Origin of the sequence: Inhella sp., from assembly GCF_041912635.1 — a bacterium.
Classification (GTDB): Bacteria; Pseudomonadota; Gammaproteobacteria; order Burkholderiales; family Burkholderiaceae_C; genus Inhella.
Map to the genome: position 1 here is coordinate 71,122 of NZ_JAYRMO010000020.1, position 22,602 is coordinate 93,723.

The following is a 22,602-nucleotide window of genomic DNA, read 5'->3' on the forward strand; positions in this document are numbered from 1 at the left end:
TCTCGCAGGGGTTGAACATCGGCCGGCGCCCTGGCGGGTAGCGGGCAGGGCGCTGGCGCAGACGGACTGTTGCCCTGCGGGGCGCCGCCGGCCAGGGGCTTGCGAACCAGCGGTGGGAATCGGTCCGGCAGCGGTCGTGGCTGGGGACTGAACGGTCGGGCGCGATGCGCCGCGAACCAGCGGTCCGCGCGCGTCGGTGGCTGCTCGCCTGCCGGGCCATGTCGGCCACCGTTCGGTCGATCCGCGCAACCGTTCCCGCCCCAGCCCCGACCGTTGGGTTCCAGAGCGCTTTCGGCGTCAGGCCTGCGCGCCGACAGTGCGTCCATCGACGACATCCCGTCCTCGATGCAACGCAAAGGAAGCCTGACCATGAACGACACCACCACCTGCCCCTGCACCGCCTGCCCGGGCGCCACCTGCACCTGCGGGTGCCAGCAAGCTGCTGCGAAGCCCAGCTGCCCCTGCGGGCCGGCCTGCCAATGTGGCCCCGGCTGCGCTTGCCCCAAGGCTTGAACCCGAACGACAGCGCCGGGGATAGCCAAGCCTTCCCCGGCCCCGGAGCCCCTGAATGGAACCCTTCGTCATCGCCTTCCTCGGCGGCCTGCTCGGCGCGCTGCTGATGGACATCACCGAGACCTATGCGGCCCGCGTGGGGGTGAGCAGCGGCGTCAACGTGGCCCTGATCGGCCGCTGGGTGCTCGGCTGGCGCCATGGCCGCCTGCGCCATGCCGATATCCGCCAGGCCCCCGCGCTGCCGGCCGAGACGGCGATGGGCTGGGCCTTCCACTTCCTGATCGGCGGGGGCGGCGTGGCCCTGCTGTACCCGCTGCTGTTCAGCCCGTTGTTCACGCTGCCGGCCGGCCTGGCGCCGATCCATCATCTGGTGGGTGGGCTGCTGTTTGGCCTGGCCACCTCAGTGCTGCCCTGGTTCGTCTTGTTGCCCTGCTTTGGCTGGGGCGCTTGGGGCCGCCGCGGGCCGCCGGGCTCGGACGCGCTGTTGGCCAGCACGCTGTCGCATCTGCCTTATGGGCTGGGGGTCGGGTTGGTGATGGCGTTTGCGAGCTGATGCGCACCTCTTTGAAGCGGTCAGGTACGGGCATCGACTGGACTCTGCGCGGTTCGTGGGACCCCGCCGGGACGAAATCCCGGCGGGCTCTCTCGAAAGCACCAACAAAACCAAAGAGGAACCAACGCCCTACATCGGCCGAAACAAATACCCAAACGCCCGACTCACCTTCACCGGCCGCTCCAGCCCCCGCAAGCTCAAGCTGTAGTGCCCGATCTCATCCCGCGTGGCGCTGAGGATGCAGCGCGTGTTGACGACCACGCTGCGGTGGATTTGCTGGAAGTCTCTGGCGTCCTCGATGCGCGCCATCAGCTCGCGCAGGCTCATGCGCACCAGCGCCTCGCCGTGGGCGGTGACGACGTTGACGTACTTCTCGGTGGCCTCGAAGCAGATCACCTCGCTGACCGGGATCATGCGCACGGTGTTGCCCACGCCGGCGCGCAGGATCTTGATGCGCTCAGCGTCCGACTCTGGCGCCGATGCAGGCGCCAGCGACTGCACTTGCTGCATCAGCGCCGCGCGCGCATCAAGCGCCGGGGCTGCCGCCGCGCAGCGCTCCGCCAGCCGCTGCTGCAGGCGCTGCACGCACAGGGCCAGCCGCTCGGGGGTGGCGGGCTTGAGCAGGTAGTCCACCGCGGCGCGCTCAAAGGCCTGCAGGGCGAAGCCGTCGTGTGCGGTGACGAAGACGAACAGGGGTTGGGGGCGGTCGTCGGGCCAGTCGTCGGCCAGGGCCTCGGCCACTTCGAGGCCGCTGCGGCCGGGCATCTGGATGTCCAGGAACAGCAGCTCGGGCGTGTGCGCCAGGCCCAGCTCGATGGCCTGCAGCCCGTCCGTGGCCACGCCCAGCAGCTGCAGGCCGGGCCAGGCTTCGCCGAGCAGGCGGCTCAGGGTGCGCGCCAGCAGGGGTTCGTCCTCGGCAATCAGCGCACGCGGGGCAGGGGCTTCACTCATGACGGAATCCTCACTCGGGAGCACAGGCCTGCGGGTTGCAGCGGGCTCAGCGTCAGCGTGGCCTGGGGGCCGTAGGCGGCGCGCAGGCGTTCGCGCACATGCTGCAGACCATAGCTGCTGGCGGGGCCGTCGACCGGGCGCTGGAATTGGCCGTCGGCGCCCAGGCCCAGGCCGTCGTCGCGCACCGTGATTTCGATGTGGCTGCCGTCGCGGCAGGCCTGCACCGTCAGGTGCCCGGGGCCGACCTTGGGTTCCAGCCCATGCTTGATGGCGTTTTCCACCAGGGGCTGCAGCAGCATCGCCGGCAGCGGCGTGGCCGCCAGCTCGGGCGGCAGCTCCAGCGCGTAGCTGAGGCGCGGGCCCATGCGCAGGGCCATGATCTCAAGGTAGGCGCGCAGCTGGGCGAATTCGGCCTCCAGCGTGCTGGCCTCGTGGCGTGAGGCCGCCAGCGTGGCGCGCAGGTAAGCGATCAGCTGGTCGATCATGTGCTCTGCCTGGCCGGCGTCCTCGCGCAGCAGGGCGCGCAGATTGGCCAGGGTGTTGAACAGCATGTGCGGCTCCAGCTGGGCGCGCAGCAGGCGCAGCTCGGTTTCGGTGGCCAGGCGCTGGGCCTCGGCGCGCGCCCGCGCTTCCTGCGCCAGCTGTTCGCGCGCCGCCAGGTAGTGCAGGCCGATGCCGGCCACCAGCAGGGTCAGTACCGCCGGTACCAGGCGCGTGCCACCCGCGCCGGCCAGGCGGAAGGGTTCACCCAGCAGCGGCAGGGCCAGTGCATGGCCGGCGATGTAGCCGAGCGGAATGGCCAGCGCCGCGGTGAGGGCCCAGGCGGGCGCGGGCCGCAGCCGCGCCAGCAGGGGCAGGCGGCGCAGCAACAGGGCCGCGGCCAGGACGCCGGCGCCCACGCACTCGCTGAACAGCAGCAGGCGCGGCAGGCTGTCCACACCCGGGGCGGCGACGAAGAGCACGCCGGCCGCGGTGGCCCAGAGCAAGGCGTTGGCGCCGACCAGACGAAGGGGGTCGGCGGCGGGGCTCACGGCGTGCCGCGCATCCGGCCCAGGATGTGCGCGCTCATGCCGCGCGCCAGCTCGTGTTCGTCCAGAAAGACCTCGCCCTGGCATTCCTGGCGCAGCAGCGCGGCTTCTTCTTCGTTGTGCGTGCGCAGCACCACCTGGATGCCGGGGTTCAGGGTGCGGGCGATCTCCACCATCTGGCGGGCGTTCACCGAATCGGGGATGGCCACCACCAGCATGGCGGCGCGCGCCACATGGGCCTGCACCAGCACCTCGGGGGTCTGGGCGTCGCCGCTGACGGCGCTGATGCCCTTGGCACGCAGGGTCTCCACGGCCTCGCGGTTCTGCTCGGCCACCACGAAGTGCAGGCCATGCTGCTGCAACTCGGCCGCAATGCGCCGGCCCACGCGGCCATGGCCCACCAGCACCACATGGCCGGCGAGAAGGCTCGGGTCGGTGCTCTGCGGCAGCTCGGCCAGCGGGTCGTCGCGCAGCTCCAGCTTGCGCGCCAGGCTGGAGCGCGCCAGCACCCAGCGGCGCAGCGGGTCCACGGCGGCGAAGAGGGCGGCATTGAGCGCGATCGAGATCAGCGCGCCGGCCAGGATCAGGCTCTGCCCTTCCGTGGGCAGCAGCTTCAGTGCCACACCCAGGCCGGCCAGGATGAAGGAAAACTCGCCGATCTGCGCCAGGCTTGCGCCGACCGTCAGCGCCGTATTCAGCGGGTAGCGGAACAGCAGCACCAGGGCCACGGCGGCCAGGGTCTTGCCCACCAGGATGATGGCCACCACCGCCAGCAGCTTGAGCGGCTCGGCCAGGATGACGGCGGGGTCGAACAGCATGCCCACCGAGACGAAGAACAGTACCGCGAAGGCATCGCGCAGCGGCAGCGATTCATCGGCCGCGCGGTGCGCGAACTCCGACTCGCGCATCATCATCCCGGCGAAAAAGGCACCGAGCGCGAAGGACACATCAAAGAGCTTGGCCGCGCCGAAGGCCACGCCCACCGCCACCGCCACCACGGCCAGGGTGAACAGTTCGCGCGAACCGGTGCGCGCCACCCACCACAGCAGCTTGGGCAGCAGGCGCCGGCCCACCAGCAGCATCAGCGCAATGAAGGCGCCCACCTTGCCCAGGGTCAGGCCGATGGTGCCCAGCAAGTCGCTGCTGCTGCCGCCGCCCGACGAGGTGGCGCCGCCCAGCAAGCCGGCCACGGCGGGCAGCAGCACCAGCACCAGCACCATCACCAGGTCTTCCACCACCAGCCAGCCCACGGCGATTTGCCCGTTCACCGACTTCAGCAGGCCCTTGGCTTCCAGCGCCCGCAGCAGCACCACCGTGCTGGCCACGGAAAGGCTCAGGCCAAACACCAGCGCACCACCCAGGCTCCAGCCCCACCACAGCGCCAGGCCCATGCCCATGGCCGTGGCCGCGCCAATCTGCACGATGGCGCCGGGCACGGCGATGCGCTTCACGGCCATCAGATCGGCCAGCGAGAAATGCAGGCCCACCCCAAACATCAGCAGCATCACGCCGATCTCGGCCAGTTGGCCGGCCAGGCCCACATCCGCCACAAAGCCCGGGGTGGCCGGGCCGATGAGGATGCCGGCGAGCAGATAGCCCACCAAGGGGGGCATGCGCAGGGTGTTGGCAAGGAAGCCGAAGACCATGGCCAGGCCGAAGCCCATGGCGATGGTGGCGATCAGGCTGACGTCGTGGGGCATGGGCGGCAGTCGACCAGGGGGGCAGGGGAGGGCCGAGTGTATTCAGCGGCTCTGCCTAGACTTCGCCCCATGTCGAACCCGTCTTCCGACGCCCTGATCGGCCCCGAGCAGGCCCAGTGGCTGCAGCGCCCGCTGTCCATCATCGTGGGCAGCCGCGACGCCCAGCTGCGCCCGCACCTGATGCGCGCCGTGGGCGCACGCCTTTCGGCCGACCGGCGCCAGCTCTGCCTGCTGATGCCGCGCGCGCACGCCGACGCGCTGTGTGCCGACATCGAAGCCAACGGCCAGGTGGCCGTGGTGTTCAGCGAGCCGCACAGCGACCGCACCCTGCAGATCAAGGGCCAGGACGCGCGCCTGAGCCCCTGCCAGCCCGAGGACGCCGCGCTGGCCGAGCAGCATCTGCAAGGCTTTGTGGGCGAGATCGGCCAGCTCGGCTTTCCGGCCGAGGTGGCCCACACCGTGCTGCGCGCCGGTTCGGAGTGCCTGCGCATCGAGTTCACCGTCGGAGCGGTATTCGAGCAGACCCCCGGTCCCGGTGCCGGTGCCCCGGCGGCTGCGCAATGAGCGGGCGTCGATCTCGACGCCATCCGCCCCTGCCTGGAGGGCGCCATCCCGGGCGTCATCGCCACCTGCGGCAGCGATGGCGTGCCCAACGTCACCTACGTCTCCCAGGTGGAGTACGTGGGCGCGCGCCAGCTGGCACTCTCCTTCCAGTTCTTCAACAAGACGCGCCGCAACGTGCTGGCCAACCCGCAGGTGGAGCTGCTGGTGGTGCACCCCGCCCATGGCGCCACCTACCGCATCGCCGCGCGCTTCCTGCGCACCGAGGCCGAGGGCCCGCTGTTCGAGCGCATGAAGGCCAAGCTGGCCGGCATCGCCTCGCACACCGGCATGGCCGAGGTGTTCCGCCTGCTGGGCGCGGATCTGTATGCGGTGGACAGCGTTACCGAAGTAGCCGCCCCGCGCCGCCCGGCCACGGCCCCCGCGCCCAGCCCCTTGAGCGCGCTGCGCCGCTGCAGCGAGCGCCTGGCCGCCTGCACCGATTTCGACGCCCTGGTGGAGACTCTGCTGGACAGCGTGGTGCAGGAATTCCGCCTGCCCCATGCCCAGCTGCTGGCCTGGGAACCCAGCCGCGAGCGCCTGGTGATGCTGGCCAGCCGCGGCTACGGCCGCTCCGGCGCGGGCGCCGAGATTCCGCTGGGCGAGGGCGTGATCGGCGTGGCCGCGCGCACCGGCAGCCCCATCCGCATCAACCACGCCACGCTGGAGTACGCCTACGCCCGCCGCGTGCGCGAGACCATGGACCCTGCCCAACTCGGCCGCGAGATCCCGCTGCCCGGCCTGGCCGAGCCCGGCAGCCAGCTGGCCCTGCCGCTGCAGACCGGCGGGCAGCTGCAGGGCGTGCTGTTTGTTGAGAGCCCCGAGGAGCTGCGCCTGAGCTGGGACGACGAAGACGCCCTGGTGGCCCTGGCCGGCCAGGTCGCCGCCCTGGTGCGCGCGCTGCAGCCGCAGGCGGAAGACGAGCCCGTGCCAGCACTCGCACAGCCGGCCGACTGCCCGCTCGGCGGCGAGCCGCTGCGGGTGCGCTACTACAGCGCCGACAGCAGCGTGTTCCTGGACGACGAGTACCTGATCAAGGGCGTGGCCGGCGCCGTGCTGTGGAAGCTGCTGCGCCTGCACCACGAGGCCGGCCGCTGCGAGTTCAGCAACCGCGAACTGCGGCTGGACCCGGAGCTCGGCCTGCCCGAGGTGGGCGACAACCTGGAGGCCCGGCTGCTGCTGCTGACGCGGCGGCTGGCGGAGCGGCAGGCCTGCGTGCGCCTGGAGCGCTGCGGGCGCGGGCGGCTGCGGCTGCTGGTGGAGCGGCCCTTGCTGCTGCAGGGGGTGGGGCGGTAGGGCCAGCTTGCCGAGCAAGCCGGCGCGGGGCCAGGCCCTGCGGCGCGGGGCGCTCAGGTGGGGCGGGGCATGCGCCCGCCACGCTCGGCCTGCGTGGCCGCCATGCCTTCCAGCACCGCGCGCGTGGCGGCTACCGGCTCGATGCCCAGTCGTTGCGCCAGGGCTTGCTCGTAGTCGCGGTGAAAGCGCCGCGCCCGCTGCAGCGCGGCGTGGCCTCGCTCGGTCAGTGCCAGGTGCTTGATGCGGCGGTCCTGCGCGTCGGTGCGGCGCAGGACATAGCCCTTGGCCACCATGTCGTCCACCACCTTCAGCGCTCCCGGAGCGCTCATGCCCAGCTGGCTGGCCAACTCGCTCAGGTTGCAAGGCCCCGGGGCCAGCAAGCGGAACACATAGCCAAACGAGCTGCCGATGTCGTCGAAACCGGCCGCGGCCAGGTCGGCATCGAGGGCCTCCTTGAACGCGGCGAAGGCCAGGTTCAACAGCACACCGAAGTCCAGTGGATCGATCCTTGACATGATTAGCCGTGGTTAATAAACTATGGTTAAGTATATCGAGGAGCCCTCATGCCCTTACTTCAACGCACCGAAGCCCCGACCTTCAATCTGCCGGGAATCCAGTTCACCACCTTGGCATCGCCAAGCCGCGGCGCCCATGAAAACGCGGTGTGGGAGGTGACAGTGGCCGCCGGCGTGCACGGTTCGCCCCATCGCCTGACCCGCGAGGAGACCTTTGTGGCGCTGGAGGGCAGCGCGCTGATCGAGCTGGAAGGCGAGCGACACGAGCTGCAGGCCGGCAATGCCCTGGTCGTGCATGCCGGGCAGACGCTGGCGCTCTCGAACCCGGGGGCGCAGCCCTTTCGCGCCCTGGCCGTCTTCCCGGTGGGCGGGCAGGCCCTGGTGGGCGATCAGCCTGCGTTCACCCCGCCCTGGGCAGCCTGAGCCCGGCGCGGGCGGCGTGGGGGTGACGAGTCGCGCCCCGCGCGGGCCCCGGCACACTCGCTGCCTTGGCCAACTCCGACCGACCATGCACATTCAGCTCGAACGCCCGAACCAGCCCGACGTGATCTCGCTGATCACGGAGCTGGACGCCTACCAGGACACGCTCTACCCGCCTGATGCGCGCTATGCGCTGGACCTGAGCAGCTTGGAGCAGGAGCACGTGCTGTTCGCCGTGGCGCGGGACGCAGACGGCGCCGCCGTGGGCTGCGGCGCGGTGGTGTTGGAGGGCAGCGGTGGAGAGCTCAAGCGCATGTTCGTGCGCCCGGCCCATCGTTCGCAGGGTGTGGCCGCCCGCTTGCTGGCGGCACTGGAAGCGCACGCCGCGGCGCGCGGTTGCCTGTGCGTGCAGCTGGAAACGGGGCCGCGCCAGCCGGACGCCATCGCCTTCTACGGCAAGCATGGCTACCGCTTGCGCGGCGCGTTCGGGAGCTACCCCGAACACCCACTCAGCGTCTTCATGGAAAAGCAGCTGGCGAGCTGAGGGGCGGCTCAGGCCGCCAGGCGTTGCGGCTCACCCCGTCCCAGCGCCCGCAGCAGCTCGGCATGGGCCTGCGGCGCCAGCGTGCGCTCGGCAATCTGCAACACGCCCTCGAACACCGGCGCCGGCATGCCCTGCTGCATGCCCCCGAGCATGCCGACGCGCTCGCTGGCGTTCAGCGCCGGAATGAACCAGTGCAGCGCTTCCATCATGGCCTCGGGCGGGATCGAGGCCACCAGGGCCTGCTCGATGGCGCTGAGCTCGGCGTCGCTGTAATGCGCCCACAGGATGGCGTTGTGCTCACGCTCCTCGAACTCCATGTGCTGGAAGTTGTCGGCCACAAAGAGGGCGAGCTCCCGGTACAGGCGGGTCAAGGCGGTAGCGCGGGCTTCGGGAGCGGCCTGACGCAGTGCGTCCCGCTGCGCCCACAGGGCCGCGATGGCCTCGGCGTGATGCTCATGCTCGCCAGCGATGCGCGCACTGGTGCCCGGCTTCGCGCGCTCCAGTGCGGGGTGGATGAACTCGTTCTCATCCTTCAAGTGCAGCTCGCACAGCGCCAGCAGGCGCTGCAGCAGGTCCAGGGCGGCGTCCAACTCGTGCGGGTTGGCGGGGTCGGTGCTACCCAGGGTGCAGAGGGTGCGGCTCATGAAGAGGCGCAGGGCCTTGTGGATGCCGGCATAGACGTCGTAACGGGGGGTGGTGCTCATCAGGTTCTCCGGGGCGGCGAAGAGGTGCCGCCATGGCCGAAGACTCTAGGAATTCCGCGCCACCCTTGCTCTTAAGACTCGCGTCAAGGCTTCTTAAATTCCTCTTACTCGTACAGCAGGGCGGTCGGCACCAGCTGCCCTTGCAGGCCCTCGCCGCCCAGCACCAGCAGGCGGCCATCGGGCAGGGGCGTGAGGCTGTGCAGCACGCGTGGCTCGGGCAGTTCGGCGCGTGGCAGCGCGGCCTGGCCGGGGGCCCAGGCTTCGTTGCGGCGCAGGGCGCGCTCGCCCACGCTCTGGCCGCCCAGCAGCAGCCAGCGGCCATCGCCCAGCGGGGCGGCCTGCGCCAAGGTGCGGGCCTGGCCCAGGCCGGGCAGGGTTTCGAAGCGCAGGGTTTGCGGGTCGAAACGCAGGGCGTCGGCCAGGACTTCGAGGCTGTCGCCGCGCGCGCGCTCGCCGGCCAGCAGCAGCACCCGGCCATCGGGCGCGCGCCAGGCGCTGTGCGCGGCGCGCGGTGCCAGGCCTTGCTCGGGCAGGGGCGTGAAGCGGCCGCTGGCGGGGTCGAACAGCTCTGCGAAGACGTAGGGGCCTTCGCCGATGCGGTGACCGCCGGCGATCAGTACGCGACCATCGGACAGCAGGGTGGCGCTGTGGCCGGAGCGGTCGTGCTGCATCGGGCTGGCGGTGAAGCTCAAGCGGCCGCTCTGCGGGTCCCAGAGCTCGGCGCTGGCGCGCGCGGTGCCGCCGGCAATCAGCACGCGGCCATTGGCCAGCAGGGTCAGGCTGTGGCCATGGCGGGTCTGGGCCAGGTTGCCGCTGGTTTGCACCTGGCCGGTGCTGGGGACGATCAGTTCGGTGCGGTTGGCCACGGGCAGGGCGGTGATGCCGCCGGCCAGCAGCACGCGGCCATCGGGCAGTTGCACGGCGGTGGCCTCGCTGCGCCCGCTGCTCAGGCTGCCGATGCGCTCGAAGCGGCGCTGCACGGGGTCGAAGCGGTCGATCCCGTCGGACAGCACCACGCCGCCGCGGCTGCCACCCAGCACCAGAACACGGCCATCGGCCAGCGCCAGCGCGCTATGACTGCTGGCGGAGAAATCGCCCACGGGGCTGAAGCGGTCGCGGTAGCGCACATCCAGGTTCAGCTCGGCGCGCTGGGGCGTCTGGCCGGGGGCGGCGTCCACTTCCAGGCGCAACTGCAGCGGGCCGGCCAGCGCCCGGGTGCGCAGTACCTGACCGCTTTGCACGCGGCCGAAGCCGGGCTCCAGACGCGCGCCGCTGCCGCTGAACTCGACGCGCAGCTCGGCCTGTTCGCCCACGAAGTACTGGCTGCGGTCGCTGCTCAGGCGCAGGGCGGGGGCGGGCGCGGGGGGCGGTGGGGGGCTGCCGCCGCCACCGCCGCAGGCGGCAAGGGTGAGGCTGGACAGGCTGGCGAGCAGGTGGCGGCGGGTGGGCATGGGGATGAGGGCAAGACTGGGGATGCGCCGCACTCTAGAAATCCACCGCCACCCGGGCCAGTGCTTTCGATGCAATACCCTTTGGGTATCACCCACTCCCGCGGTCTGCCATGAAGCGTGCCATCAGCCTGCGCCAGCTGGCGTACTTCGTTGCCGTGGCCGAGGAGCGCAGCTTTCGCGTGGCGGCCGAGCGCCTGCACCTGACGCAGCCGCCGCTGAGCCGTGCCGTGGCCGAGCTGGAGCAGCAGCTGGGCCTGCGCCTGCTGCTGCGCAGCCCGCAGGGCGTGCAACCCACCGCGGCGGGCGCACAGGCGCTGCCACGCTTCAAGGCCTTGCTGGCGCAGGCCGAGCAGGTGCTGGACGAGGTGGCTGCGCTGGGCGATGCGCTGCCACGCCTGCGGTTGGCGCTGCCGGCTTGGCTGAACCTGGCGCAGCTGCCGGCCTTCGAGCGCGCGCTGCGCGACAGCGGGCTGATCTCCGGTCTGGAGACCCAGCTGCTGCCGGCGCACGAGGCTGCGGCCGCCGTGGTGGCGGGGCGGTTGGACGGCGCGCTGCTGGCCGCGCCCATCGAAACCCAGGGCCAGCCATTGCAGACCCTGGGCCAGCTGCCGCTCTCGGCCTTCGTGCCGCAGGGCAGTGCGCTGGCGCGGCGGCGCAGCCTGAGCCTGCGCGACCTGAACCAGCTGCCGCCCTTCTACCGCTTCCGGCGCAGCCTGAGCCCGCAGCTGTACGACCACCTGGACCGCCAGTACCGCGCGCATGGCTTCGAGCCCCTGCAGGAGCTGCCCGCGGCCGAGCTGCTGGATGTGTTCACCCGCATCGGCGCCGGCCAGGGCTGCACCTGCATGCCGGCGCAGATGGCGGTGGGCCGCTTTGCCGGCGTGGTACGCCGCCCCCTGCGCGAGCCGGTGAGCCTGGACCTGGCCTGGCTGCCCGCGCGCCAGCTGCCCGAGGGCCTGGCCAGCGCCTGCGCGGCGGCGCTGCGCCTGCTGCTGCCGGGCAACTGAGGCATCGCTTCCGGCGAACGCGAAAGCGCTTTCGGTTCTGGTCTTGAATCTGATTTGAAACTCGATGTAAACAACATCGGGCCAACCCGAACAGAGCAAACCCGAAACGAGTATGAAAGCGCTTTCAAATTTAGATTCAACTCCCTAGCATCGCGCCCGTCGGCGGCTCAAGGACGGCCGATGCAGTGCCTGCGCGCGGCCTTGGCGCGCCAGCCTTGTGTTGGAGACCACCCCATGAATGGCATCACCTGGCATGCCGCCCGCTGGCTATTTGGCCTGGCGCTGGCTTGCCTCAGTTTCTTCGTCCCGCCCGGGGCCCAGGCGCAGAGCCTGAGCACGGGCGTGGACTTCGATGGATCCCAGGCCACGCTGTGGTTCCGCTCGAGCGGCAACCTGGCCTGGGTGGACGCGCACTACAGCGTCAACAACGGCGCGCAGCAGAACGTGCGCATGACCTACAACAGCGCGCAGTCGCGCTTTGAAGTGCGCTTCCCGGCGCAGGCCGGGCAGACGGTGAACCACTGGTTCACCTACAACAACGGCACGGCCTCGTACGACAGCGCGCCGGGCAGTTCGCAGATCGGCGGGGGCGGTGGCGGTTCCGCCCCCAGCTTCAGCCCGGCGGCGGGCAGCTATGCCAGCGCGCAGAGCGTCAGCATCAGCACCAACCCCCTGGGCCTGCCGGTGCGCTACACCAGCGACGGCAGCACCCCCACGCTGAGCTCGGCGCTCTACGCCGGCCCCATCAACGTGAGCGCCAACACCACGCTCAAGGCTGTGGCGGTGGCGCCGGACGGCACGCTGTCCCCGGTCGGCAGCGCGACCTACCAGATCGGCAGCACCGGCCCGGCGCAAGGCGCCGAGCCGATGACGGGCGGCGTGCGCCTGTGGTTCGGCGCTCAAGCCAATGGCCAGAGCGTGCAATGGGTGGACCTGCACTTCAACACCGGCACCGGCCAGCAGAACGTGCGCATGCAGCTGAACAGCAGCGCCGGCCGCCATGAGTACGCGGTGCTCGCCGCCCAGGGCAGCACGGTGAACTACAGCTACACCTACTACACCGGCGCGGCCCAGGACACGGGCAGCTACAGCGTCGTGGTCGGCCCCGATCAGGGCCAGACCCAGCCGCCGGTGTTCACCCCGCCGCCCGGCGTCTACAGCAGCGCCCAGACGGTGACGCTGAGCAGCCCGACGCCGACGGCGCAGATCCGCTACACGCTGGATGGCAGCACGCCAGGCGCCAGCTCGCCGCTCTACACCGGTCCGATCAGCGTGCCCCTGAACAGCACGCTGAAGGCCTACGCGGTGGCCCAGGAGAAGACGCCCTCGCCGGTGGTGAGCGGCAGCTACAGCTCCGCGCCGCAAGGCCCGATCTGGGGTGGTGTGGACGCCGCCGGCGGCGCCGTGCTCTGGTTCAAGGCCGGCAGCACGGTGGACTGGGTGGACCTGCATGTGAACCCGGGCACCGGCATGCAGAACCTGCGCATGAACTACAGCGCCGCCAATGGCCGCCACGAAGCCTTCGTGGCCGCGGCTGCCGGCAGCACGCTGACCTACAACTTCACCTACTACCGCCCAAGCGTGGGCGCGGCCGACACCGCGAACGCCAGCTACCAGCTGCAGGGCGGCTGCGGCACCGCCATCCCGCCGGCCGTGAGCTTCACGCCGCCGGGTGGCAGCTACAGCGGCGCGCAGACCGTGACGCTGGCCAGCGCCGGCGCGGGCGTGCAGATCCGCTACACGCTGGACGGCAGCACGCCCACCAGCAGCTCCGCCCTGTATGCGGCGCCCATCAGCGTGGGCAGCAACCTGACGATCCGCGCCATCGCGCTGAACGCCTGCGCAAACGCCTCGCCGGTGGCCAGCGCCAGCTACCAGATCGGCAATGGCGGCGGTGGCTTCTCGCAGGGCGTGTCCGAGCTCGGTGCGGCGGCCACGATGTGGTTCAAGCCCAATGCCGCGGCGGAATACGTGATCCTGCATTACGCGCTTGGCAATGCGTCCGAAATCGGCCCGCAGATGATCTTCAACGCCGCCGTGGGCCGCTGGGAATTCACGGCCACGCCCACCGCCCCGGGCCAGGTGCTGAACTACTGGTTCACCTACAAGCCCCTGGGCGGCGCGCAGCAGGACACGCAGCGCTACAGCCTGACCCTGGGCGGCGGCCTCTCCGGTCCGCTGTTCAGCCCGGCCCCGGGCAGCTACGCCACGGCGCAGCAGGTCAGCCTGGCCAACGCCGCCGGCGTGTCGGGCGTGATCCGCTACACCACCGACGGCACGGCGCCCACGCAGCAGTCGCCGCTGTACAGCGGCCCGATCTCGGTGGAGCACGCGTCCACGATCTACGCCGCCACCTTCACGGCGGACGGCCAGAGCAAGATCAGCATGGGCAACTATGTGATCGGCACCGACGGCGGCCCGGTGGCCACGCCGGTGTTCTCGCACCCCACGGGCAGCTACGGCACGCGCCTGCGCGTCAACCTGCTCTCGGCCACCGTGGGCGCCACGCTGCGCTACACGCTGGACGGCAGCACGCCGACGCTGAACTCGCTGCAGTACGGCGCCCCGATCGAGGTGGACAGCAACCTGACCATCAAGGCCGTGGCGTTCAAGAAGGGTGTGGCCTCGGAAGTGGCCAGCGCCAGCTACACGCTGACGGGCACCGGCAGCAGCGACCACCTGTGGAACGGCATGACCATCTTCAATGTGGTGAACGCCACCCGCGGGCGCTGGGCTGACAACCAGGTCTACTGGGCCATCATTGGCAAGGACTGGGCCACCGGCAAGTTCGTGCACGTGGGGGCCAACGGCGAGCTGATTCCGATGGCGCTGGGCGACAACGGCGCGCTGATGAAGAACGGTCTGCCCTACAGCAACTACTTCTTCCGCCTGAGCGACAAGCGCTCCATCACCATCCCGGCGATCAACTCGGCGCGCATCCTCTTCAGCGTGGGCAGCCCGATGTACATCTGGGTCAACCAGGACGTGAACGGCAACATCGCCTACGCCGGCGCGAACATCGAGAACCCGACCGACCCGAACACCGATGTCATCTTCGACTTCGGCGAGTTCGCCATCCTGCCCCCGGGCGCCAACCCGCAAGGCATCTTCATCAACACCACCCGCGTCGACCAGTTCGGCTTCCCGCTCAAGCTGGAGGTGACCGGCCTGGACGGCTTCAAGCAGACCGTGGGCGAATCGCTCACCGAAACCCGCGAGGAGCTGTTCGCCAAGTACTTCGCCGAGACCCCGGCCGAGTTCCACAGCCTGGGCCAGCCGCCCTACGGGCCGATGCGCATCATGGCGCCGGCCCATGCCACCTTCCAGGGTGAGGGCGCCAACGCCCACTACCTGGACAGCTATGTGGACGAGGTCTGGCAGCAGTACGCCAATCAGGACCTGGTGATCGACCTGAAGAACGGCTGGGCACCCTTCACCGGGCGTGTGGTGAACGGCAAGCTGCGCTTCACCGATGCCGCGGGCGGGCAGTACTTCGTCAATGCCAAGCCCAGCACCTCGATGGTGATGCTGGGCAACGGCAAGCTCGACGACCCGACCGGTGGCACCACCGATGTGGGCAAGCAGCTGCAGCTGCAGGCCCAGGTCTGCGCGGCGCTGAACCGCCGCGTGGCGCACCTGCCCTTCGCGGACTGGTGGAACGGCAACAAGTTCTTCCCGGCGACGGGGCGTTCCAACGCCTTCGTGAAGTTCTGGCACGACCACAGCCTGAACGCGCTGTCCTACGGCTTCGCGTATGACGATGTGGGTGGCTTCAGCCCCTCCATCCACACGCGCGCGCCGCAGACCGTGACCTACACGATCGGCTGGTAAGCGATGCGCCGGATCCTGGGATCGAACCCGCGGTCCGGCGCGCTCCTGGCGGGCGCGCTGCTGATCGGCCTGGGGCTGGCCCTGGGCCTGGGCGGCTCGAATCCAGGCGGGGAGTCGCCGCGCGTGGCACAGCCGGTGGCTGAGCCGCTTACTGCGCCGGTCGCCCTGCCTGCGGCCGTGCCAGCCGCCGAGCTGCGCGCCGCGCCACCCGAGGTGCTGCGCTTCGAGCTGGAGGCGCTGCGCCGCGGTGCCAGCGGCCGGCCGCTGGCGCTGATCCGACAGGGTGGGGCGCCAGCGCGTGTGCTCGGTGTGGGCGAGTCCTTGGGGCTGGGCGTTCGCCTTGCGCAGATCGAACCGCGTGCAGTGTGGATCGAGCGCAGCGGCCAGCGCGAACGCCTGGAGCTGCCGCGCGAGGCGGCTGCCCTGCCGGCCTTGCCGCCTCCCAGCCCGCCGCGGCTGGATGAAGCGCTCGGGCCCATCGCCCGGCCGGCGGACGCGCCCCTGCCCAGCAGTACCGGGCTGGAGCGCGCCATCCGCCGTGCACAAGGAGCGGCTGTGCGCTCCTGAAGCGCGGTTTGAACCTCAAGGGCGGCCCCCGCGGGCCGCCCTTTTTCATGCCGAAGACCTTGCACGGCAGTGCGCTTCTGGCATGCGGGCTTGGCCGCAGCGGCCTTCGCGCCTAGCATCCGCCCCATGTTCCCCCGCGCCTGCCACCTCCTCAGCCGCGGCGTCGCCCCGACGCCGCGCGTGGCCGCGCGCATGAACTCCACGCTCCAGACCGGTGACCGCTGCGGCCGTCCTACGGACGCACTTTCCTGAGCCCGGCGATCGCTCTCCTTCTTCCCTTTAGCGCACCTCTTTGATCGCCGGGCCCCAAAGCCGCGCGATGGATGTTGTGCGCCGCTTGCGGCGCCACCCACGGAGTTGCCATGACCGCCGTCCTCAGCGGTGAGCTGCTGCTCACCGAACTTGACCGTGCCCGTCTTCTGAAGCTCAACAGTGCCGCGCTGCGCGAGCTGCTGGATGACGCCAGCGCCTTGCCCTCGCCGGAGATCCCGGCCGATGTGGTGACCATGAACAGCCGCGTGCTCGTTAGCGACGACGCCGGTGCGGCCCCGCAGACGCTCTGCTACCCGCCCGATGTCGACCCGCATGCGGGCCGTGTGTCGGTGCTCTCGCCCGTGGGCGCCGCCCTGCTGGGCCGCCGCGTGGGCAGTGAGGTCAGCTGGCGCACGCCCACCGGCGAGCACCGCGCGCTGCGCATCGAGGCCCTGCTGTTCCAGCCCGAAGCCAGCGGCGACTACCTGGCCTGAGCGTCACCCCCTCTTTCCTGATGCAAGCCCCTGTGCTTGCAGGCTCTGTCACGTCTGGAGTTCCCATGAGCGAAGTTCCCACCCTCGACCCGATCGAGCACCCGCCCCCCGCCCAGGCCTTCGAGCAGGCGCTGCTGCACGGCATCGCCCGCGAGGCCGAGCACCGGGGCTGGCACGGCCTGGATGGCATGCCGTACTGGCGCCAGGGGCCGCTGGTCTTCCTGCTGCTGCCGCTGGCCGATGCCCGCCAGGGCCATGCCCGCCTCTCGCTGAGCATGAAGTGGCGGGCGCTGGACCGCGTGCTCTGGCGCACGCTGGGCCTGAGCCTGCCCGAGGACCTGCGCCCGCATGCCGCCAGCGCCCATGCGCTGCCGGGCGTGACCGTGTACCGAAGCGCGGTCAGCGGCCTGGACGGACCCTCCGAGGCGCTGGCGCGCTGGGTGGCGCTGTCCGTGCAGGGCGCGGCCGATGCCGCCGCGCGCCTGGCGGGCGGGCTGGACACCCTGCCGCGCTACCTGGCCTTCAGCGAGCGCGAGCAGCAGGCCTGGCTGCAGCGCCACCCCCATGCCAGCAGCAGCCTGTGGCAGGAGCGGGTGCTGGCCGCGCTGCTGCAGCAGGACGTGGCCGGTGCTGCCGATCTGGCACGCGCACGCCTGGCGGCGGGCGAGTGTGGCGGCTTTCGTGTGCGCGGACACAGCTTGTTCGAGCGCGTGCTGGCGTTGGCGGGGACTTGACCTTGCCACCGGGTCAAGCTTGAGACTGCGCAAAACCCAGCCCCACCGCCCTTGCTACATTGATCGCCATGTCCACCCCCCGCCTGCTGCTGACCCTCTTGCTCGCCCTGTGCCTGGGCCTGCAGGGTGGGCTGGTGCGCGCCGCCAGCCTGGCGGCGATGGGGGGGCAGGGCGCCAGCACACAGGCCGTTCTGCCTTGCCACGAGATGGCGCCAGATGCTTCCCTGCCCGATGCCGGCTGCAGCCACTGCGCCCACTGCTGCCTGCCGGCCGCCTTGCCCACGCCGGCTCCGTTGTGCCTGCCCGCACTGGCCCGCGACGACTGGCCCGGCCTGCAACCGCAGGCCCCGCCGCAAACCGCGCAGCCCCCGCTGCTGCGCCCGCCCCAAAGCCCGCAAGCCTGAGTCGCACCTGCGCATAGCGGGTGTGCCCGTGCGCGCTGCGCACCCTCTCGTTCTTGCTTCCCATGCGCCTTGCCCTTCTGACGCCGCTGCTGGTCGCTCTGGCCCTGCCGGCCCATGCGACGAACCGCACCGACCCTGCCGACCCCAAGGCTCCAGTGCCGGCCCTGCAGCACCGTTCGGTGCTGGCGCGCCCCGCCGCGCCGGTGGCCGACCCGGCCGAGCCCGGCCGCTGGCGCGCCGCCCACGAGGCCGTGCAGCGTGCCGGCGGCTGGCGTGCCTATGCCCGCGAGCCGGTGCATGCGGCGCCGGCTGCCTCCGCGGCCAAGCCCCACCACCACGGGGCGCCGCAATGAGGCGCCTGACCCCTCTTCTAGCCGCCCTGGCCCTGGCCTTGGCCGGCTGCGCCAGCCTGGATCCGCAACCGCGCTTTGCCGAACTGCAGCAAGCGGCCGCCAAGCCCCTGCCCGGCGCCCAGCTGCTGTGGGCGCAAACGCCCGAGCAGGAAGCCGAGCGCGAACGCCGCGTGGCCGCGCTGCTGGCCCAGCCCCTGAGCCTGGACGCCGCCGTGCAGCTGGCGCTCTTGAACCACCGCGGCCTGCAGGCGGCCTACGCGCAGCTGGGCATCGCCGTGGCCGATCTGGACCAGGCCAGCCGCCTGCCCAACCCCGGCTTCAGCTTCGGCCGCAACCGTGCCAGCGCCGACCATGGCGTCGAGCGCGAGATCGAGCGCAGCCTGCACCTGAACCTGAACAGCCTGCTGAGCTGGCCGATGCGCCGCGCCATCGAGGCGCGCCGCGTGGAGCAGGCCCAGGGCGCGGCGCTGCTGGCCGTCATCGAGCGCGCTGCCACGGTGCGCAAGGCCTGGGTGCAGGCCGTGGCCGCGCAGCAAACCCTGGCCTACAGCGCCCAGGTGCTGGAAGCCGCCGAGGCCGGCGCCGAGCTGGCCGCGCGCATGCGCAGCGTGGGCAATTTCAACAAGCTGCAGCAGCTGCGTGAGCAGGGTTTCCAGGCCGAGGCTGCGCTGGCCCATGCGCGCGCCACCGCCGCCGCGCAGGCGGCGCGCGAGCGCCTCATCCGTGCCCTGGGGTTGTGGGGCGATCAGCTGGAGCAACTGCGCCTGCCCGAGCGTCTGCCCGATCTGCCAACTGCACCGGCCGAGCGCCCCGAGATCGAGCGCGAGGGCCTGGCCCAGCGCCTGGACGTGCAAGGGGCCAAGCTGAACGCCGAGGCCACGGCGCGCCAGCTGGGGCTGAGCCGCATCACCCGTTTCGTGAACGTGCTGGAGCTGGGCGGGCACCTCAACACCAACAACGAGGGCGCGCGCGAGCGCGGTTGGGAGCTCAGCATCGAGCTGCCGCTGTTCGACTGGGGCGGCGCCCGCGTGGCCCGCGCCGAACACCAGTACCGCCAGGCCCTGGCCCAGGTGGCCGACACCGCCATCAACGCCCGCTCCGAACTGCGCGAGGCCTACGGGGCCTACCGCCACGCCTGGGACATCGCCCGCCACCAGCGCCAGGTGCTGCTGCCGTTGAAGAGCCAGGTCAGCGAGGAAAACCTGCTGCGCTACAACGGCATGTTCATTGGCGTGTTCGAGCTGCTGGCCGATGCGCGCGCGCAAGTGGCCGCCGTCAACGCCGCCATCGAGGCCGAACGCGATTTCTGGCTCGCCCAGGCCGACCTGGAGCAGGCGCTGATCGGCAAACCCAATCTGGCCGCTGCGGCCGCCAGCCTGTCCGCCCCGGCCGAGGCCGGCGGCGGCCATTGAAGGACATCCCCATGGTTTCCAGAAGAGGTTTTCTGCAAGGCGCCGGCGTGGCCAGCGCGGCGGTGTCCAGCGTGGCGATGGCCGCGCTGCCCGAGCCCGTCATCCAGACCAGCGCCGACACCCAGCCGCCGCTCGTGCCGCCCAACGGCCGGCCCTACAACCCGGTGGTGACGCTGAACGGCTGGACCGCGCCCTGGCGCATGAAGAACGGCGTCAAGGAGTTCCACCTGGTGGCCGAGCCCGTGGTGCGCGAGATGGCGCCCGGCTTCAAGGCGCATTTGTGGGGCTACAACGGCCAGAGCCCCGGGCCCACCATCGAAGTGGTGGAGGGCGACCGCGTGCGCATCTACGTGACCAACAAGCTGCCCGAGGTCACCAGCATCCACTGGCATGGCCAGCGCCTGCCCTGCGGCATGGACGGTGTGACCGGCCTGACGCAGCCCGCCATTCCCGTGGGCAAGACCTTTGTGTACGAGTTCGTGGCGCGCCGCCCCGGCACCTTCATGTACCACCCGCATGCCGATGAAATGGTGCAGATGGCCATGGGCATGATGGGCTTCTGGATCACCCATCCGAAGGGCAAGCATCCGCACATCGACCCGGTCGAGCGCGACTTCTGCTTCCTGCTCAACGCCTACGACATCGACCCCGGCGCCTACACGCCCAAGGTGATGACGATGCTGGACTTCAACCTCTGGAGCTGGAACAGCCGCATCTACCCCGGCATCGACCCGCTGGTGGTGCGCCAGGGCGACCGCGTGCGCCTGCGCGTGGGCAACCTCACGATGACCAACCACCCCATCCACATCCATGGGCATGAGTTCGTCATGACCGGCACCGACGGCGGCCCCGTGCCCAGGAGCGCGCGCTGGCCCGAGGTGACCTGCGACATCGCCGTGGGCCAGATGCGCCAACTCGACTTCCTGGCCGACGAGCCGGGCGACTGGGCCTTCCACTGCCACAAGAGCCACCACACCATGAACGCCATGGGCCATGGCGTGCCCACGATGATCGGCGTGGACCACACGGGCCTGGCGGGCAAGATCCGGAAGCTGATCCCCGACTACATGGTGATGGGCGAGCGCGGCATGCACGACATGACCGAGATGGAAATGCCCCTGCCCGAAAACACCGCACCCATGATGACGGGCGAGGGGCCCTTCGGTGCCATCGGCATGGGCGGCATGTTCTCCGTCATCAAGGTGCGCAAGGACCAGAAACCTGGCGACTACAAGGACCCGGGCTGGTTCCAGCACCCCCCGGGCACCGTGGCCTACGAACTGCAGGGCGAAGCCCCGGCGCCCGCGCGCGCCGCCCCGCCCAAGCCTGCGCCGCGCGACATCGAGGTGCAGGTGCGCAAGCCCGGCCAGCATTCCCATTGAAAGGACAGACGATGAAACGCATTCCCCTGCTGCTGGCCGCGCTCTTGAGCGCAGGCGCGGCCCAGGCCCATGGACCGAAGCACCACGCGCCCGCTGAAGTCAAGAAAGAGCAAAAGGACTGGGGCATCGCCGGCTCGGCCAAGGGTGCGCGCAAGGTCGAGATCGTCATGACCGACGACATGCGCTTCCAGCCCGCCCACCTGGACGTGCGCGAGGGCGAGACCGTGCGCCTGGTGGTGCGCAACCGCGGCAAGATGCTGCACGAACTCGTCATCGGCACGCAGAAGGAACTGGACCAGCACGCCGCGCTGATGCTCAAGTTCCCCGACATGGAACACGACGAGCCCTACATGGTCCATGTGGACCCGGGCAAGATCGGCGAGATCGTCTGGACCTTCAACCGCGCGGGCTCCTTCCACTTCGCCTGCCTGATTGCCGGCCACTACCAGGCCGGCATGGTGGGCACCATCACCGTTCAGCCCAAAGGAGGCCAATCATGATGAAACGACGCCATGCCCTGAGCGCCTTGCTCGCTGCGGCCGCCCCGGCCTGGGCCCAAGGGGCGCTGCCCAAGGTGGAGGTGTGGAAGGACGCCAACTGCGGCTGCTGCAAGGACTGGATCGCCCACCTGCAGCAGCAGGGCTTCACGGTGGAATTCCACGACACCGGCAATGCCGCCATGCGGCGCAAGCTGGGCATCCCGCAGGCCCTGGGCAGTTGCCACACCGCGCAGGTGGGCGGCTATGCCATCGAAGGCCATGTGCCGGCGCGCGAGATCAAGCGCCTGCTGAAAGAAAAGCCTGAAGCCGTGGGCCTGAGCGTCCCCGGCATGCCGGTGGGCTCGCCGGGCATGGACGGCCCTGTCTACGGCGGCCGCAAAGACCCCTATGAGGTGCTGCTCGTGCGCAAGGACGGCAGCACCCGCGTGTTCCAGTCCTACTCCTGAGTGAATCCCTTCATGACCAAGACCCTGCTGCTGGCCTTGTTGGCCAGCCTCTCCACTCCCCTGGCCCAGGCGGCGGGCGAGCACAGCGCCCACCACGCCAGCGCACCCGCCGCGGCAGCGGCCGATTTCACCGAGGCGGAAGTCAAGAAGATCGACGCCGCGCAGGCCAAGATCACCCTGAAGCACGGCGAGATCAAGCACCTCGACATGCCGCCCATGACCATGGTGTTCGGCGTCAAGGACAAGGCCCTGCTGGCCAAGGCCAAGCCGGGCGACAAGGTACGCGTGCGCATCGAGAAGGACGGCGCCCGCTACGTGGTGACCGCACTGGAGGCCGCGCCATGAAGGCCGCTTTCGTTGCCTTGACCCTGCTGGGCGCGGGCGCGGTGCAGGCCGAGATTGCCGAGATCCGCTGGGACGAGCAGGGTCGCGCCACGCAGAGCTTCCAGGTGGCGCCGGGCAAGTTTGCCGAGTACTGCGGCAAGCTCAGCAAGGGCCAGACCGTGCGCTGGTCCTTCGAAGCCCCGGCCGCCTTGGACTTCAACATTCACTACCACGTGGGCAAGGACGTCGAGTACCCGGCCAAGGCCAAGGGCGTGGCGGCGCAGCAGGGTGAGTTGAAGGTGGCGCTGGACCAGGACTATTGCTGGATGTGGAGCAACAAGGGTGGGGCGGTGGTGGGGTTGACGGTGCAGTTGCAGCGTTGATCGTTCTTGTTTTTCGAGTAGTGATAGCCCTCGGGGGCTTCACCCCCGAACCCCGACCCGCATTTCTTTGTCTTGCCAAAGAAACGCGGGGCAAAGAAAGGCGCTCAAGCACACAGTCGCCCTAGGAGTCTGGGCGGCAGACGGCTTTCGAGGGCACAGCGCACGCGGCTGAGTGCCGCAGTTCCCGGTCAATGAAGCGTCGCGAAGTTCAAAAAGCTGCGTTTCGATCTGAAGCCGG

24 protein-coding genes are annotated in these 22,602 nt (G+C 70.5%); 18 read left to right on the forward strand and 6 right to left on the reverse strand.

Annotated features, from left to right (window positions below):
- Positions 1-568 precede the first annotated feature (568 nt).
- Positions 569-1,066 carry a DUF2938 family protein gene (locus tag ACE3QP_RS13100; protein WP_374436689.1) on the forward strand — a complete coding sequence of 166 codons (498 nt, stop codon included), beginning with the start codon at positions 569-571 and terminating at the stop codon, positions 1,064-1,066.
- A gap of 129 nt (positions 1,067-1,195) precedes the next feature.
- Here ACE3QP_RS13100 and ACE3QP_RS13105 read toward each other — a convergent pair whose 3' ends face one another.
- The 3 genes from ACE3QP_RS13105 to ybaL are packed head-to-tail and all read right to left on the reverse strand — an operon-like array spanning position 1,196 to position 4,745.
- Positions 1,196-2,017, reverse strand: coding sequence for a LytR/AlgR family response regulator transcription factor (locus tag ACE3QP_RS13105; RefSeq protein ID WP_374436691.1), 822 nt, complete (start codon positions 2,015-2,017; stop codon positions 1,196-1,198).
- Positions 2,014-3,048, reverse strand: coding sequence for a sensor histidine kinase (locus ACE3QP_RS13110; RefSeq protein WP_374436693.1), 1,035 nt, complete (start codon positions 3,046-3,048; stop codon positions 2,014-2,016). Before ACE3QP_RS13110 ends, ACE3QP_RS13105 begins: the two co-directional genes overlap by 4 nt.
- Positions 3,045-4,745: a YbaL family putative K(+) efflux transporter gene (gene ybaL, locus ACE3QP_RS13115; RefSeq protein WP_374436694.1), complete on the reverse strand. Its 1,701-nt coding sequence runs from the start codon at positions 4,743-4,745 to the stop codon at positions 3,045-3,047. The genes ACE3QP_RS13110 and ybaL overlap by 4 nt, the downstream gene beginning before the upstream one ends.
- Before the next feature lie 69 nt (positions 4,746-4,814).
- Here ybaL and ACE3QP_RS13120 point away from each other — a divergent pair, with 69 nt between their 5' ends.
- Both ACE3QP_RS13120 and ACE3QP_RS13125 read left to right on the forward strand, forming a co-directional pair.
- Complete coding sequence (locus ACE3QP_RS13120) at positions 4,815-5,309, forward strand: pyridoxamine 5'-phosphate oxidase family protein (RefSeq protein WP_374436695.1); 495 nt, start codon at positions 4,815-4,817, stop codon at positions 5,307-5,309.
- A gap of 21 nt (positions 5,310-5,330) precedes the next feature.
- Positions 5,331-6,641, forward strand: coding sequence for a GAF domain-containing protein (locus ACE3QP_RS13125; RefSeq protein WP_374436729.1), 1,311 nt, complete (start codon positions 5,331-5,333; stop codon positions 6,639-6,641).
- A 53-nt stretch (positions 6,642-6,694) separates the two neighbouring features.
- Here ACE3QP_RS13125 and ACE3QP_RS13130 read toward each other — a convergent pair whose 3' ends face one another.
- Positions 6,695-7,156: a MarR family winged helix-turn-helix transcriptional regulator gene (locus ACE3QP_RS13130; RefSeq protein WP_374436697.1), complete on the reverse strand. Its 462-nt coding sequence runs from the start codon at positions 7,154-7,156 to the stop codon at positions 6,695-6,697.
- A 48-nt stretch (positions 7,157-7,204) separates the two neighbouring features.
- Here ACE3QP_RS13130 and ACE3QP_RS13135 point away from each other — a divergent pair, with 48 nt between their 5' ends.
- Together ACE3QP_RS13135 and ACE3QP_RS13140 are read left to right on the forward strand one after the other, a co-directional pair.
- Positions 7,205-7,579: a cupin domain-containing protein gene (locus ACE3QP_RS13135; protein WP_374436699.1), complete on the forward strand. Its 375-nt coding sequence runs from the start codon at positions 7,205-7,207 to the stop codon at positions 7,577-7,579.
- An 85-nt stretch (positions 7,580-7,664) separates the two neighbouring features.
- Entirely contained in the window at positions 7,665-8,120 is a 456-nt protein-coding gene (locus ACE3QP_RS13140; RefSeq protein ID WP_374436701.1) for a GNAT family N-acetyltransferase, read from the forward strand.
- Positions 8,121-8,128: 8 nt separating this feature from the next.
- Here the strand turns inward: ACE3QP_RS13140 and ACE3QP_RS13145 are convergent, their stop codons facing one another.
- Together ACE3QP_RS13145 and ACE3QP_RS13150 are read right to left on the reverse strand one after the other, a co-directional pair.
- Positions 8,129-8,824, reverse strand: coding sequence for a hemerythrin domain-containing protein (locus ACE3QP_RS13145; RefSeq protein ID WP_374436703.1), 696 nt, complete (start codon positions 8,822-8,824; stop codon positions 8,129-8,131).
- 104 nt (positions 8,825-8,928) lie between these two features.
- A complete protein-coding gene (locus ACE3QP_RS13150; protein ID WP_374436705.1) occupies positions 8,929-10,275 on the reverse strand; it encodes a Kelch repeat-containing protein in 1,347 nt (448 codons plus the stop codon).
- Positions 10,276-10,385: 110 nt separating this feature from the next.
- Here ACE3QP_RS13150 and ACE3QP_RS13155 point away from each other — a divergent pair, with 110 nt between their 5' ends.
- From ACE3QP_RS13155 to ACE3QP_RS13215, 13 genes are all read left to right on the forward strand, one after another.
- Entirely contained in the window at positions 10,386-11,282 is an 897-nt protein-coding gene (locus ACE3QP_RS13155) for a LysR family transcriptional regulator (RefSeq protein ID WP_374436706.1), read from the forward strand.
- A 234-nt stretch (positions 11,283-11,516) separates the two neighbouring features.
- A complete protein-coding gene (locus ACE3QP_RS13160) occupies positions 11,517-15,113 on the forward strand; it encodes a chitobiase/beta-hexosaminidase C-terminal domain-containing protein (RefSeq protein WP_374436708.1) in 3,597 nt (1,198 codons plus the stop codon).
- Positions 15,114-15,116: 3 nt separating this feature from the next.
- On the forward strand, positions 15,117-15,680 hold the full coding sequence (locus ACE3QP_RS13165) for a type II secretion system protein N (RefSeq protein ID WP_374436710.1): 564 nt from the start codon (positions 15,117-15,119) through the stop codon (positions 15,678-15,680).
- 362 nt (positions 15,681-16,042) lie between these two features.
- A complete protein-coding gene (locus ACE3QP_RS13170) occupies positions 16,043-16,426 on the forward strand; it encodes a GreA/GreB family elongation factor (RefSeq protein ID WP_374436712.1) in 384 nt (127 codons plus the stop codon).
- A 65-nt stretch (positions 16,427-16,491) separates the two neighbouring features.
- Positions 16,492-17,160 carry a hypothetical protein gene (locus ACE3QP_RS13175; RefSeq protein ID WP_374436714.1) on the forward strand — a complete coding sequence of 223 codons (669 nt, stop codon included), beginning with the start codon at positions 16,492-16,494 and terminating at the stop codon, positions 17,158-17,160.
- A gap of 68 nt (positions 17,161-17,228) precedes the next feature.
- Positions 17,229-17,564, forward strand: a complete 336-nt coding sequence (locus tag ACE3QP_RS13180) for a hypothetical protein (protein ID WP_374436715.1) — start codon at positions 17,229-17,231, stop codon at positions 17,562-17,564.
- Positions 17,565-17,626: 62 nt separating this feature from the next.
- Positions 17,627-17,917: a hypothetical protein gene (locus ACE3QP_RS13185; protein ID WP_374436716.1), complete on the forward strand. Its 291-nt coding sequence runs from the start codon at positions 17,627-17,629 to the stop codon at positions 17,915-17,917.
- On the forward strand, positions 17,914-19,329 hold the full coding sequence (locus tag ACE3QP_RS13190; protein ID WP_374436718.1) for a TolC family protein: 1,416 nt from the start codon (positions 17,914-17,916) through the stop codon (positions 19,327-19,329). The genes ACE3QP_RS13185 and ACE3QP_RS13190 overlap by 4 nt, the downstream gene beginning before the upstream one ends.
- An 11-nt stretch (positions 19,330-19,340) precedes the next feature.
- Positions 19,341-20,711 carry a multicopper oxidase family protein gene (locus ACE3QP_RS13195; RefSeq protein WP_374436720.1) on the forward strand — a complete coding sequence of 457 codons (1,371 nt, stop codon included), beginning with the start codon at positions 19,341-19,343 and terminating at the stop codon, positions 20,709-20,711.
- Between the two features lie 11 nt (positions 20,712-20,722).
- On the forward strand, positions 20,723-21,211 hold the full coding sequence (locus ACE3QP_RS13200; protein WP_374436722.1) for a plastocyanin/azurin family copper-binding protein: 489 nt from the start codon (positions 20,723-20,725) through the stop codon (positions 21,209-21,211).
- Positions 21,208-21,657, forward strand: a complete 450-nt coding sequence (locus ACE3QP_RS13205) for a DUF411 domain-containing protein (protein ID WP_374436724.1) — start codon at positions 21,208-21,210, stop codon at positions 21,655-21,657. The genes ACE3QP_RS13200 and ACE3QP_RS13205 overlap by 4 nt, the downstream gene beginning before the upstream one ends.
- A gap of 12 nt (positions 21,658-21,669) precedes the next feature.
- Positions 21,670-22,002 carry a copper-binding protein gene (locus tag ACE3QP_RS13210; protein WP_374436725.1) on the forward strand — a complete coding sequence of 111 codons (333 nt, stop codon included), beginning with the start codon at positions 21,670-21,672 and terminating at the stop codon, positions 22,000-22,002.
- Complete coding sequence (locus ACE3QP_RS13215) at positions 21,999-22,364, forward strand: hypothetical protein (protein WP_374436727.1); 366 nt, start codon at positions 21,999-22,001, stop codon at positions 22,362-22,364. The genes ACE3QP_RS13210 and ACE3QP_RS13215 overlap by 4 nt, the downstream gene beginning before the upstream one ends.
- The last annotated feature ends 238 nt before the right edge of the window (positions 22,365-22,602 follow it).